The following is a 13,274-nucleotide window of genomic DNA, read 5'->3' as shown; positions in this document are numbered from 1 at the left end:
GTGATGGCAATAAACTTTAGTGATAGAAGCGAATCGTTACGCCTCGTATCATCTATCCAAAAAAAGAGCGGCACTTAGGCCGCTCAAAATGGATTGATTATAGTTATTGTTGGTTAAGAGAACTTTTCATTAAGAGAATTGATCTTCTTCTGTCGAGCCAGTTAACGCTGTTACTGATGAGTTACCACCTTGAATCGTGTTCGTCATTCGGTCGAAGTAACCTGTACCCACTTCTTGTTGGTGCGCTACGAATGTGTAACCTTTTTCTGCGGCTTCAAACTCAGGGCGTTGTACTTTTTCTACGTAGTGGCGCATACCTTCACCTTGCGCATAAGCATGAGCCAGTTCAAACATGTTGAACCACATGTTATGAATACCCGCTAGCGTGATGAATTGATACTTGTAGCCCATGTCTGCCAGCTCTTGTTGGAACTTAGCAATCGTCTCTGAATCTAGGTTTTTCTCCCAGTTAAACGATGGTGAGCAGTTGTAAGCCAGAAGTTGATCTGGGTACTCAGCGTGAATCGCTTCTGCAAACTTACGCGCTTCTTCTAAACAAGGCGTCGCTGTTTCACACCAGATTAAGTCTGCATATGGTGCGTAAGCTAGGCCACGAGAAATCGCTTGGTCGATACCCGCTTTCACGCGATAGAAACCTTCTGCTGTACGCTCACCTTGAATGAAGTCACGATCGTACGGGTCACAATCTGAAGTCAGTAGGTCAGCTGCATTTGCATCGGTACGAGCAATTACTAGAGTTGTTGTACCTGCTACGTCAGCAGCTAAGCGAGCCGCTACCAGTTTTTGTACGGCTTCTTGAGTAGGAACCAATACTTTACCGCCCATGTGGCCACATTTCTTCACGGAAGCCAGTTGGTCTTCGAAGTGAACACCTGCCGCGCCAGAGTCAATCATGTTTTTCATCAGCTCATAAGCATTCAAAACACCACCAAAGCCAGCTTCAGCATCCGCTACGATCGGTAAGAAGTAATCGATGCCGCCTTCGTCTTCTGGCGTTTTACCACCAGCCCACTGAATTTGGTCTGCGCGACGGAAAGAGTTATTAATGCGTTTAACCACTGACGGTACAGAATCTACTGGGTACAGGGATTGGTCAGGATACATAGTAGAAGCTGTATTGTTATCCGCCGCTACCTGCCAACCTGATAGGTAAATCGCTTCAATGCCAGCTTTAGCTTGCTGAACGGCTTGTCCGCCAGTCAACGCACCCAAACAGTTCACATAGCCTTTTTTAGATGAACCATTGACTAGCTCCCAAAGCTTGTCTGCGCCACGTTGTGCTAGAGTATTTGCAGGAACTACCGAACCACGTAGTTCAACCACTTCCTCTGCTGTGTAAGTACGTTTCACGTTTGTCCAACGTGGATTAGTTGCCCAGTCTTTTTCCAGAGCTTCGATTTGTTGGCGGCGAGTTAATGTCATGGTCTATCCCTCTCATTATTAGCGCATCTTGCGCTTTATTGTTCTTTCCTTGATCAGTACGACTGAACCTGATGTCGAAAGCGAATGTTCACGTTATTGGATGTAAAATTGTTATTAAAAATTATGATGTTGCTATTTATCTGATTACGCCTACTCGAATTAATCGAGGTAGTCATAACCTGGAATAGTTAAGAAATTCACGAGCTCATCACTGGTGGTCAAGCGAGCCATCAATTTAGAAGCTTCATCAAAGCGACCGCTATTAAATCGCTCTTCCCCTACTTCTTGCTTCACAACGAGTACTTCTTCGGCTAAGTACTCTTCAAACAGCGCTTTCGTCACGACTTGGCCGTTATCAAGTGTTTTGCCATGCTGAATCCATTGCCAGATAGAAGCTCTCGAAATCTCTGCCGTTGCTGCGTCTTCCATTAAGCCGTAGATAGGCACACAACCGTTACCAGAAATCCATGCTTCGATATATTGCAGTGCAACTCGAATGTTATGGCGCATGCCCTGTTCCGTAATGGCTCCATCACAAGGTTCCAATAGCTGTTGCGCAGTGATGACTTCATCTTTCTCTCTGCTGACATCCAACTGATTGGTTCTTTCACCTAATGTTTCATCAAAAACCGCTATTGCTGTATCGGCCAACCCAGGGTGTGCCACCCAAGTACCATCGTGTCCGTTATTTGCTTCCAGTGTTTTATCGTTATGAACTTTATCTAGTACTTGTTGATTCGCTTGTGCATCTTTTGCAGGGATAAAGGCGGCCATACCTCCCATTGCAAATGCTCCGCGACGGTGACACGTTCTGACTAGCAGTCTTGAGTACGCATTAAGGAAAGGCTTATCCATAGTCACCACTTGGCGATCAGGAAGCACGCGATCCGAATGTTTACGCAAGGTTTTGATATAGCTAAAAATGTAATCCCAACGTCCACAGTTAAGGCCGACAATATGCTCTTTCAGTGAAAATAGAATTTCGTCCATTTCAAATACCGCAGGCAAAGTCTCAATTAAAACCGTGGCTTTGATCGTTCCGGTATCTAGCCCGAAATAATCTTCTGTGAAATGGAATACCTCACTCCACCATTTCGCTTCGTGGTGAGATTGAAGCTTTGGTACGTAAAAGTACGGCCCACTTCCTTTCTTAAGAAGCGTTCGGTAGTTGTTGTAGAAGTAGAGTGCGAAATCAAATAACGCACCAGGGATTACGGCCCCGTTAAAAGTGACGTGTTTTTCACGTAAATGCAGACCACGAACTCGACAAATCAATACCGCAGGGTCTTCCGCTAGCTGGTAGTGCTTACCATTTGTAGGGTTGGTATAGCTAATCGTACCTTCATTGGCATCACGTAAATTAATTTGGCCATCAAGTACCTTGTCCCATGCTGGGGCCATTGAGTCTTCGAAATCGGCCATGAACACTTTTACATTTGCATTCAGTGCATTAATCACCATTTTTCGATCGGTAGGTCCGGTAATTTCTACTCGACGATCTTGTAGATCTTGGGGGATTCCTTGTATCTTCCAGCTGCCTTCACGGATATCTAACGTATCTTCTAAGAAGTCTGGCATTTGGCCAGCGTCAATCGCAGCTTGCTTTACTTCTCTTGCTATCAATAGTTCATCTACTTTTGACGCGAACTTTTCACATAACAGAGATAAAAAGGTTTGGGCTTCTTTAGGGAAAATAGCTTGATGTTCTGGTGAAAGGGTACCAGTCACCTCAAGCATGCCTTCGGCGGTCGGTGTAGCTCCGGTAGTGTTCGAACTTTTTGTTGTTGGTTTTGTTGACTGAGCAAGCATAATCCCTTTCCTTTTACGACATTTGTAAGTTTTAAACCACAAAGAATTCATACTTCCATTTTGAGTTCTTTGCCGTATTTGTCTGTCTACACCTATTAAACTGGCCTAGCTAAAAATCTTTTACAACCCCTAGATAACTAGACATAAGTCTTAACTGGCATGCATTTAACTTACAACAACATCAGGTAGAGTAAAAGTTCTAAAGTAAACAAAAAGTTAAATTCAAAGTTTTATTCGGTTACCTGTAACCTATTGAAAAACACCCCTAAAATGTAATTAATTACGTAATAAAATTACATTCAATTTTACACTTAAAATACGTTTCAAACGCACGTTCGAAACAATGGGTATGATATGAGTTTCTTAAAAAACAGCAGGTTAGATGCTATATATGGATAACTTTTAAACAGCAAGATAATTTACTACTGTAAAATAGCGATTGTGAAGTTATTGAATTTTATGAAAGCTTCATCAAAATTTACCTGTAAAATTTTACAAGTTAAATAACACTCTCAGAATAAAATGCTAAAAAGCTCACTAGAACTAGTGAGCTTTTTACGTAAGACCATCAGCTAAAGCAGTTCAGAGACAACTTCCGCTAATTGATGAAAAGTTTCTCTTCTTGAGGAGCTGGGCCTCCATACAAGTCCAATATCGCGATATGCCTGCTGGCCAGGAGGGTCAATCACAACCAAATTTTGATTTTCTAGAAGGCCATGATCGATCGCCATTTGCGGAATAAAAGTAGTGCCAAGGCCATTCGCTACCATTTGCACTAAGGTATGCAGACTCGTCGCAGTAAACGGATTAATCTTTTCGCGCTCTGTCAATTGGCATGCAGAAACCGCATGCTCCGTTAAACAATGTTCATTTTCTAATAAGAACACCGATTCATCGGGTAAATCATCGTATTTAATAGGCACTCGGATCCCGTCAACCTGATTTCGACTGATCACCATCCTAAATGGGTCTTGCCCGACAACTTTACTTTCCATGTTCGCAATATCGACTGGCAGCGCCAGAATTAACACATCCAGTTCACCATGGCGCAGTGCCGCGAGTAAATTTGTCGTCGTATCTTCTCTTAATAGAAGGTTAAGTTGTGGAAAGCGTTGATTGGCCTCTTGTACTAAATCACATAAAAGAAAAGGCGCAATTGTTGGAATACACCCCACTTTTAACTGCCCTTGCATGGTTTCCCCTTGGCAGATCCGTCCGAGCTCCACGAGATCCTGTCCTTTCGCTAACAATTCACGCCCCTGCTGAACCACTAGCTCTCCAGCTTGAGTAAAGACTAACGGGCTTTTTTTATCTTTCTTCTCATATAGTGGGCAACCAATCAGCTCTTCGAGGTTTTGAATACCTTTGCTTAATGTCGATTGGCTAACAAAACAGCGATCTGCCGCATCACTAAAATGACGGGTTTCATGTAAAGTTACTAGGTAATGGAGTTGTTTTAGACTTGGCCACTTATTCATGCAATTACTCTGTCATATGAATGAGATAGGTTAAATCGATGACAGATTAAGCTTATCGCTTTTTTCGATTAACTTAATCTATTTAATTCGCTTTTTTCTATAGTAACTTTTGTACTATAGTTTGTCGCGTAGAAACAAAAGCCCAAACAAAGATGTTTGGACAATAATTTTTTAGGAGATTCCAAAATGGTACTAGTAGGTCGTCAAGCCCCTGACTTTACTGCAGCAGCTGTTCTAGGTAACGGTGAAATCGTTGATAACTTCAACTTCGCAGAATTCACTAAAGGTAAGAAAGCGGTAGTTTTCTTCTACCCACTAGACTTCACATTCGTTTGTCCTTCTGAGCTAATCGCTTTTGACAACCGTCTAGAAGATTTCCAAGCTAAAGGCGTTGAAGTAATCGGTGTTTCTATCGATTCTCAATTCTCTCACAACGCATGGCGTAACACTGCTATCGAAGATGGCGGTATCGGTCAAGTTAAGTACCCACTAGTAGCTGACGTTAAGCACGAAATCTGTAAAGCATACGACGTTGAGCACCCAGAAGCTGGCGTTGCTTTCCGTGGTTCTTTCCTAATCGACGCTGACGGTCTTGTACGTCACCAAGTAGTTAACGATCTTCCACTAGGTCGTAACATCGACGAAATGCTACGCATGGTAGACGCACTAAACTTCCACGAGAAGAACGGTGAAGTTTGTCCTGCACAATGGGAAGAAGGTAAATCAGGTATGGACGCATCTCCAAAAGGTGTTGCAGCATTCCTATCTGAGCACGCTGACGACCTAAGCAAGTAATTACATTCTTAAGCCCGCGCTCAACTCGGGTGAATGGTTGGAAGCTCTCTTAGTAGCCAAAGGCACAAGAAGCGTAAAGCAATAGCACAACGTGCAACGCCAATCAGTTAAGAAGTAAAGTCATATTTAAAGCCCGAAGTTAACGCTTCGGGCTTTTTGTTTTGGTCTCCAGAGCCACTGCCACTATAATTGAGGCTGTTACCTTAAAATAGTTGACGTAAATGAGGCAGTAAAACGCTAAAACTTTACCTCTATTTCCTCGCCATTAGCCGCTGTTTTCTAATCACCTCGCTGCTATTATCAGGCTACTTTTCTAAATGAGTAAGCGAAGATGATGCCTGTAGAAATTGAAGTATGTATTGATAATTTAGAGTCTCTTCATAACGCTATTCAAGGCGGTGCCGATCGTATCGAGTTGTGTTCTTCCCTAGCCTTAGGAGGATTAACTCCGAGTTATGGTTTCATGAAACAAGCCGCGTTAATTTCTTCTATCCCGGTATATGCGATGATTCGCCCAAGACAAGGGGATTTTATATTTGATAGCGATGATATCGAGTGCATGCTGGAAGACATTCACTCAGCAGGAAAAGCGAAGTTACAAGGCGTCGTGCTCGGAGCTTTAACCCCTGATGGCGAGGTCGATGAAAATGTTATGCGAAAACTAGTCGAGGCAGCCAACCAACACGGCTTAGGCATTACCTTCCACCGGGCGATTGATCAATGTAACGATTACCAATCAGCCCTCGAGTCGATTATTTCACTTGGCTGCGAACGTGTACTTACATCAGGTTTAGCCCCTACAGCAGAGCAAGGTATCGCCACACTTAAATCCATAGTTAAACAGGCCAATCAGCGAATCGACATTATGGCGGGAGCTGGCGTAAACGCAGACAATGCACTGGCTATTCTGCGTGATAGCGGCGTTCATTCATTACACTTGTCCGGCAAAACAACAAGGCCTAGCAAAATGCTTATGAAAGCAGACGCAAAAATGGGTAATGACGATATCGATGATTATGTTGTCCCGATCACTGATACAAAAAAATTAAAGCAATTAAGGCTATTGCTGGTGAATAACGGCCTTAAACAGTGAGCGAACAAAAGAAGTGTTAGTAGCACTCTACTGAAAGAAGCTTAGCGATTAAGACATTATCGCGTATATTGGAATTCTACTCGCTCACAAATGGATAATTATGGCTAAGGATCTGTTTAGCAATCTTGACCTCAATTTATTGAGAACCTTTCTGGTTGTTTATCAAGAAAAAAACACGCGGAAAGCATCTGAGAGGCTGTTTGTCTCTCAGCCAGCCGTGAGCCAAGCCCTGCAAAAGCTCCGATACCATTTTGATGATGAACTCTTCGTTAAAGTGCATAAAGGGCTACAACCGACATCTTTTTGTGAGCAACTAGCGAATAATATTACGCCGCATTTCCACGGCTTAGAATCCGCACTTAATACATCGAATCAATTCGACCCGAAAGAAATCGATCATAAAATCACAATTGCTTTATCACCAGTTGTCCTAACATGTCTTTCAGGTAGCCTATTTAAACGGATCAAAGCTCAAGCTCCAAACGCTCAACTTGAGCTGCTTAGTTGGAAGCCATCCACACAAGAAGAGATTCAAAAAGGCGTCGTCGATTTGGGCGTAAGCTATGCAATACCAAATACTTCAAAAGAAGTGTACGCCAAAAAGCTCATCGACCTCACAGGGAGAATATTCGTCAGGCAAGGCCATCCAATCAAAAAGCAAGAGATTGAGCCCAAAGATATGGCTGGTTTCGAGATTGCCTCAATGATCTCTCCTGGTTGGAATGATAGCTATAGCTACGCTGCTAAAATGATGGAGCGTTATGCATTAGAGCATAAAGTTGGATTTCGCTCTGAGTTGATCATGGCCATCATTGACGTAGTTCTTCACACCGATATGTACATGCCCCATTCCAATATTTTTCCAGTCGAGAAGTACCCCGACTTAAGAGCAATCGACGTATTGATTGAAGGAAAACGCTACCAAATGCCAATCCATGCTCATATACACCTCAAAAACCGCAATGACCCTATGCTCACTTGGCTCTTCTCTGAAATCCAACAAGCTTTAACCGAACAAGTTAATAAGTAATACTTATCACTGATATAAAAACCACTACTTAGCCTAAAAATAAAACACTGTTTAATATTCTCTTCATCGACAGGGAGTCAGTACAAACAGTGCAACCTAAGTAAGGATGCTCAATATTTCTAATACTATTGAGAGTGTATCAATGAAAAAATCAATTATTGCAGTATCTCTTGCCACTGCGTTTTCACTGCCTGCATTTGCAGACATCAACATCCAAAATCCGATTGAAGGAACGCCTTCAAACCCGATTGAGCTGCCAAACCCAACTCAGCCAATTGAGCAAACGCCGACTCAACCTCAATTGCCAGTTCAGCCGATTTTACCTGAGCCAAGCAATCCAATTGAGCACACACCAACGCAGCCACAGTTGCCGGTACAACCGACGTTACCAGATCCTAGCCACCCAATTGAGTTGCCAAAGCCGACACAGCCAATTGAGCATACGCCGACTCAACCGCCAGTTGATAACACACCGGATCGCCCACATCCACCGATCCCAACTCAACCGCCGGTAGACAATACGCCTGATCGACCTCACCCGCCGATCCCAACACAACCACCAGTTGATAATACACCTGAACGTCCTCAACCACAGGTGCCTTCAAACCCAATTGAAGGGGATGATGTGGATGTGCCAGACATTTCTGGGCCATCAGAGTCACAGCGTATTTCTGCAGCAGAAATGAACCTAACGGCAATGGCCGAAGAATATAACGGAAGGTTCAACAACCATGAAGAACAGATGGATGGTATTCGTGCAAGTTTGCATGCTGTAACTAACGCACGCCCATTTGTTGCTGACGGTGAATTTGCTATCGGTGCTGGTGTAGGTTTCGCAGGCTCTAAAGAAGCACTAGCGTTAGGTGGTGCTTACGGAATCAATGAAAACCTAAGTGTTTCTGGAACGTTCCACTATGAGACATCAGGTAAATACTCTTCTTCAGATGTAGCTGGCGGCGTAGGTCTTCAGTACAGCTTTAAATAGAGCACTCTCTCCCTGCTAGGGACAGCGGGGAACTTCATTATAAGGACATGACAAACATTGTAGTGCAGGACGCACTATCCACTTATTCCGAGAGTTGCATGAAATTATTCACATCCATCGCCACTGTTATCGCTGTAACGGCGGCAACTAACGTACTAGCACAGCCACATTTTCAAGGTCACCGAGTAGGTGTAGGTGTCTCCACCGGTTACCAAGAACATTACCTATCAAGTTACCCATCTTCAGATATTGGTAGCGGTCTGAAACTTGAATACGGTTATGACATAAATCGAATTGTTGGCTTCAATCTTTCATTTGATAAGAACACTGACGAGATAAAATCCAATAACAACAAGTACGAATCAAACCTCAGCACATTAAAAGTAGATGCTGATATCGGTTACACATTTAAATTTCAAGAACTCAGCCTAAAACCTTACGGTGCCATCGGGCTTGCCCACATTAAAGATAAATGGACCGTGAGTAGCTCGGGAGGTTCTAGCTCCATCTCGGCCACCGACACTTCTATCCTGAGCGGTGTTGGCTTACGCGCCAATTTTAACTTTGGCCTTTATACCGATCTGCGATTCAACTTTATGATGATTGACGATTACGACCTTAATCAAACCTCCTTGACAGTAGGTTACAAGTTCTAAGTTACACGCAAGGTCACTAATTGAAAATACAACTATGACGCAGCCATTAATAAGCTCAAGTAATTAAGGCTATAACCAATAGCATTTAGCCTTACTTTCAATCAATTCATAAAATAGCGCTATCAACCTGACCACACGAATCTAATTCATTGAAAAGTCAGGTATATGGAAATACATTACGCCACGGTCGGCCATCAAATTAGTCTCGGTGGTAATATGAAAATCAAAACACTTCTTCTTAGCCTTGCTCTTTCTTCCACAGCGGTATCAGCCAGTGGTTTACACCTTTCTCCTGAATTGAAACTTGGGGACTTCCACGGATTTGGGTTCCAAATTGGAGCTTCAGATACTTTCGATTTAGATGCGCTGTATTTCAGCTACTCTGAAACTTGGTATAAAAGAAATAACTATGATGAAACGATCAATACCTACCGACTTGGTATGCAGCAATTACTCGGTACTGCTAAAAAGCACGGCTTCCAAGCGGAGATCGGCCTAGCGGCATATGATGGGGAAAGGACGACTAACTCGGCGATTGAGTCAAAAAGTGCAACGGGATTGAGCTTAGGCGGTGCGTATGTATATCAAGCGACAGAAAATATCGGCTTGAGAGCGGGACTGGACTTTAACTTCTTTGATCACAACAAGACGTTTGAGTTCTACGATACCACTGCAAACATTAATTTAGGTGTTAACTTTAGTTTCTAATCGTTTCGCTAACACCTATATCCAAGCTACTTCAGTACATCATCGATACTTTGTTCGCCCAAGTGGCGAACATCTTTGCCTTTCACAAAGTAGATGATGTACTCACAAATATTCTGGCAACGATCCCCGACTCGCTCTATTGCGCGAGCAGACCACATGACCTGAAGAATATTAGGAATATTTTTAGGGTCTTCCATCATATAAGTCATTAGCTGACGAATAACCGCTTCATATTCCGCGTCTAACTTGTCATCTAACTTATGCACTTCCGCTGCTGCATCCACATCCATCCTTGCAAAAGCATCAAGGACTTGGTGCAACATAGTGATCGCTTGACGGCACAGAGGTTCTAATGAGACGTGAAATTGTTGCTCATTCGATGAAGGCGATTCAATCGCTACCCGTGCAATCTTAGTCGCAACATCACCAATTCTTTCCAAATCCGTAATGGTTTTGATAATCGCCATGATCAAGCGAAGATCTTTCGCGGTAGGTTGCCTTTTTGCAATGATACGCGTGCAAGCCTCATCAATAGACACTTCCATCGCATTCACTTTGTGATCGTCGCGCACAACTTTTCGAGCAAGCTCTTCATCCGCTTTGTGCAGTGCTTGCATAGCGAAGGACAGTTGCTGCTCAACCAAGCCACCCATGGTTAATACGTGAGTTCGAATCGATTCTAACTCAACGTTAAATTGACCAGAGATGTGACGACCAAATTGCATAAAAGCTCCTTAAATGAGTAAATATTTCTATCCGTATCGACCAGTAATGTAGTCTTCCGTTTGTTTTTTCAATGGTGAAGTAAAGATTGAATCGGTATCTGAGTACTCGATCAATTTCCCCATATGAATAAAGGCAGTGTGATCACTTACCCTCGCCGCTTGCTGCATGTTATGGGTAACAATGACTACGGTATACTGAGTTTTTAACTCGTTAATCAGCTCTTCGATGGTCAATGTTGAAATTGGGTCTAGTGCCGACGTCGGTTCATCTAACAGTAAAACTTCAGGTTCAATCGCTACCGCTCTCGCAATCACCAATCGCTGCTGCTGACCACCAGAGAGCCCAAACGCATTTTCGTGTAGGCGATCTTTCACTTCATCCCACAATGCTGCCGCTCTTAAAGAACGCTCAACGGCGTCATCTAACGTCCGGCTATTACTAATGCCTTGCAGGCGCAGGCCATAAACAACATTTTCATAAATCGACTTAGGAAATGGATTTGGTCTTTGGAATACCATCCCCACACGACGTCTCAGCGTGGCGACATCAACCTTAGGGTGGTAAACATTTTTCCCATGAAGGCGAACCTTACCCGTGACTTTACAGCCTTCCACTAAATCGTTCATACGATTAATACAGCGCAACAACGTCGACTTACCACAACCCGACGGCCCAATAAACGCGGTCACTTGCCCTTTTGGAATTCGCATTGAAATATCGTCTAGCGCTTGCGTCTCTTTATAGAATAAGTTTAGCCCTTCTATAGCAATCGCTGTTTGCTCGTCACTCAAGTTATTTACATCGAGTGGCGCTTGGTATCCCAAAGTTTCATTAATCGAAAACATGCTTAATCTTGTCCTAGGGTTCGATATTTCTCGCGTAAATTATTGCGTATATTAATGGCCGTTAAATTTAGCCCAACAATCACAGTAACCAGCAAAAATGATGTGGCGTAAACCAATGGTCTCGCCGCTTCAATGTTCGACGTTTGAAAGCCCACATCGTAGATATGAAAACCTAAATGCATGAACTTTCTATCTAAGTGCACATAAGGGAATTGGCCATCTACCGGTAAACTAGAGGCCAACTTCACGACACCCACCAGCATTAATGGGGCCACTTCACCTGCCGCTCTCGCAATTGCCAAAATTAACCCGGTAATAATTGCAGGGCTGGCCATAGGTAATACAATGCGCCATAAGGTTTCAAATTGAGTAGCGCCTAACGCCAATGAACCATGACGGACCGAGCTAGGAATTCGGGTAAGCCCTTCTTCTGCGGTGACGATCACCACTGGCAAGGTTAGCACCGCTAAAGTGAGTGAGGACCAAAGCAGGCCTGGCGTACCAAATGTCGGCGCTGGTAACCGCTCAGCATAAAACAGTGAATCGATGGAGCCACCAATGGTATACACAAAGAAGCCTAATCCGAATACACCATACACGATAGAAGGAACACCAGCTAAGTTAATTACTGCAATGCGAATCACCCGCGTCAAAGCATTGTTCTTAGCGTATTCATGCAAATAAATAGCCGCCACCACCCCTAATGGCATGACGATGATGGACATCAAGATAACCAGCAATACCGTACCAAATATCGCAGGGAACACACCACCTTCAGAATTCGACTCTCGTGGATTCTCAGAGAGAAATTTCCAGACTTGCTTGCCCCAATGCACCGTTTTTTCGGCAAGGTTCATTTTGTTCGGGAACCAAAAATCCAAAATATGACTAAGTGGGATCTCGACTGTTTCTCCAGTCATATCTTGAACTAATAACGCTTCAACATTTAACTGTTGGCGTAATTTATCTAAGCGTTGTTCAGACTCTAAAAGCTGTGCGTCCAGTACCACTTTTCGGGATTGATACTCCGCTAAATACGCTTCGCTAAGATCATCATTAAGCTGCTTTTTACGCTTTTGCAAACGTAGCTGCTCTAGCTCCCAGCTCACATTGCGGATTTCTTGGTCAACAATCCGGCGAGTTTCTTCTCGTAACGTATCTGCGAAGGCAAGACCCCGTAATAATTCGGCTTCAATGTTCTTAGTACGAATGCCTTCAACGGTTTTAAAACCAACAGGTTTACCAAAAAAGTAACCACCACGGCTTCTTTCTATCACTGCCCATTCTTTGGGTGTCGCGACCTCTTTCAAATTAACTTCTAATATTGATACAAAGTCGGCAGGGTAAAGCTCTCGGTTCGCAATTTTGATACTAAGCCGCTTAACAAGGCCACTGTCCAATACATCGGTTGGGAGGACGTTTTTTGCATCTGTAATTTGTTCAACCGGAATATACTTTCGCTCATATAACTGACCGATTAGCATCTGCTGATTTGGCTGAGTATGCGGTAGCTCCGAAGTACTTGCTGGCTCATCTACCTGCCATTGGTACAAAGGCGCAGGCCAAAAATACGTGAGACCTTTCCAACCTATCAGTAGCATTAAACCCAAAACCGAAAGCATACTGATACTGACCGCACCTCCCGTCAGCCATACCCATGGTGAGCCTGATTTCAACCACTTAAACATAATAAGCTTCTCTCGCTA

12 protein-coding genes are annotated in these 13,274 nt (G+C 43.5%); 6 read left to right on the top strand and 6 right to left on the bottom strand.

What is annotated here, in order from left to right; translation table 11 throughout:
- Window positions 1–129: 129 nt before the first annotated feature.
- The 3 genes from aceA to ELZ11_RS19710 form a co-directional block, all read right to left on the bottom strand.
- Entirely contained in the window at window positions 130–1,443 is a 1,314-nt protein-coding gene (aceA, locus tag ELZ11_RS19720) for an isocitrate lyase (protein WP_137359099.1), read from the bottom strand.
- A gap of 159 nt (window positions 1,444–1,602) precedes the next feature.
- Window positions 1,603–3,252 (bottom strand): malate synthase A, encoded by a 1,650-nt coding sequence (gene aceB / locus ELZ11_RS19715; protein WP_137359098.1) that lies wholly within the window; start codon window positions 3,250–3,252, stop codon window positions 1,603–1,605.
- 572 nt (window positions 3,253–3,824) lie between these two features.
- On the bottom strand, window positions 3,825–4,730 hold the full coding sequence (locus tag ELZ11_RS19710; RefSeq protein ID WP_137359097.1) for a hydrogen peroxide-inducible genes activator: 906 nt from the start codon (window positions 4,728–4,730) through the stop codon (window positions 3,825–3,827).
- A gap of 186 nt (window positions 4,731–4,916) precedes the next feature.
- On the opposite strand from ELZ11_RS19710, the gene ELZ11_RS19705 reads away from it, so the two are divergent.
- From ELZ11_RS19705 to ELZ11_RS19680, 6 genes are all read left to right on the top strand, one after another.
- Entirely contained in the window at window positions 4,917–5,525 is a 609-nt protein-coding gene (locus ELZ11_RS19705) for a peroxiredoxin C (protein ID WP_017053745.1), read from the top strand.
- Window positions 5,526–5,859: 334 nt separating this feature from the next.
- Window positions 5,860–6,618, top strand: coding sequence for a copper homeostasis protein CutC (locus tag ELZ11_RS19700; RefSeq protein WP_137359230.1), 759 nt, complete (start codon window positions 5,860–5,862; stop codon window positions 6,616–6,618).
- Window positions 6,619–6,718: 100 nt separating this feature from the next.
- On the top strand, window positions 6,719–7,648 hold the full coding sequence (locus ELZ11_RS19695; RefSeq protein WP_137359096.1) for a LysR family transcriptional regulator: 930 nt from the start codon (window positions 6,719–6,721) through the stop codon (window positions 7,646–7,648).
- A 142-nt stretch (window positions 7,649–7,790) separates the two neighbouring features.
- Window positions 7,791–8,633, top strand: coding sequence for a YadA C-terminal domain-containing protein (locus ELZ11_RS19690; RefSeq protein WP_137359095.1), 843 nt, complete (start codon window positions 7,791–7,793; stop codon window positions 8,631–8,633).
- Between the two features lie 98 nt (window positions 8,634–8,731).
- A complete protein-coding gene (locus tag ELZ11_RS19685; RefSeq protein ID WP_137359094.1) occupies window positions 8,732–9,289 on the top strand; it encodes a porin family protein in 558 nt (185 codons plus the stop codon).
- Between the two features lie 216 nt (window positions 9,290–9,505).
- A complete protein-coding gene (locus ELZ11_RS19680; protein WP_137359093.1) occupies window positions 9,506–9,997 on the top strand; it encodes a hypothetical protein in 492 nt (163 codons plus the stop codon).
- A 26-nt stretch (window positions 9,998–10,023) separates the two neighbouring features.
- Here ELZ11_RS19680 and phoU read toward each other — a convergent pair whose 3' ends face one another.
- From phoU to pstA, 3 genes are read right to left on the bottom strand one after another with little or no spacing between them, the layout of a single operon-like run.
- Window positions 10,024–10,722 (bottom strand): phosphate signaling complex protein PhoU, encoded by a 699-nt coding sequence (phoU, locus tag ELZ11_RS19675; protein WP_137359092.1) that lies wholly within the window; start codon window positions 10,720–10,722, stop codon window positions 10,024–10,026.
- Between the two features lie 27 nt (window positions 10,723–10,749).
- On the bottom strand, window positions 10,750–11,568 hold the full coding sequence (gene pstB / locus ELZ11_RS19670; protein WP_137359091.1) for a phosphate ABC transporter ATP-binding protein PstB: 819 nt from the start codon (window positions 11,566–11,568) through the stop codon (window positions 10,750–10,752).
- 2 nt (window positions 11,569–11,570) lie between these two features.
- Entirely contained in the window at window positions 11,571–13,256 is a 1,686-nt protein-coding gene (gene pstA, locus ELZ11_RS19665; RefSeq protein ID WP_137359090.1) for a phosphate ABC transporter permease PstA, read from the bottom strand.
- Between the last annotated feature and the right edge of the window lie 18 nt (window positions 13,257–13,274).

The sequence above is a fragment of the Vibrio profundi genome (genome assembly GCF_005281835.1).
GTDB classification, from domain to species: domain Bacteria; phylum Pseudomonadota; class Gammaproteobacteria; order Enterobacterales; family Vibrionaceae; genus Vibrio; species Vibrio profundi.
This window is presented reverse-complemented; position numbering and strand designations above follow the sequence as displayed.

Excerpts from the sequence above, each read along its gene's own strand:
- aceA (WP_137359099.1), bottom strand. The coding sequence starts at position 1,443 with ATGACATTAACTCGCCGCCAACAAATCGAAGCTCTGGAAAAAGACTGG.
- aceB (WP_137359098.1), bottom strand. The coding sequence starts at position 3,252 with ATGCTTGCTCAGTCAACAAAACCAACAACAAAAAGTTCGAACACTACC.
- ELZ11_RS19710 (WP_137359097.1), bottom strand. The coding sequence starts at position 4,730 with ATGAATAAGTGGCCAAGTCTAAAACAACTCCATTACCTAGTAACTTTA.
- ELZ11_RS19705 (WP_017053745.1), top strand. The coding sequence starts at position 4,917 with ATGGTACTAGTAGGTCGTCAAGCCCCTGACTTTACTGCAGCAGCTGTT.
- ELZ11_RS19700 (WP_137359230.1), top strand. The coding sequence starts at position 5,860 with ATGCCTGTAGAAATTGAAGTATGTATTGATAATTTAGAGTCTCTTCAT.
- ELZ11_RS19695 (WP_137359096.1), top strand. The coding sequence starts at position 6,719 with ATGGCTAAGGATCTGTTTAGCAATCTTGACCTCAATTTATTGAGAACC.
- ELZ11_RS19690 (WP_137359095.1), top strand. The coding sequence starts at position 7,791 with ATGAAAAAATCAATTATTGCAGTATCTCTTGCCACTGCGTTTTCACTG.
- ELZ11_RS19685 (WP_137359094.1), top strand. The coding sequence starts at position 8,732 with ATGAAATTATTCACATCCATCGCCACTGTTATCGCTGTAACGGCGGCA.
- ELZ11_RS19680 (WP_137359093.1), top strand. The coding sequence starts at position 9,506 with ATGAAAATCAAAACACTTCTTCTTAGCCTTGCTCTTTCTTCCACAGCG.
- phoU (WP_137359092.1), bottom strand. The coding sequence starts at position 10,722 with ATGCAATTTGGTCGTCACATCTCTGGTCAATTTAACGTTGAGTTAGAA.
- pstB (WP_137359091.1), bottom strand. The coding sequence starts at position 11,568 with ATGTTTTCGATTAATGAAACTTTGGGATACCAAGCGCCACTCGATGTA.
- pstA (WP_137359090.1), bottom strand. The coding sequence starts at position 13,256 with ATGTTTAAGTGGTTGAAATCAGGCTCACCATGGGTATGGCTGACGGGA.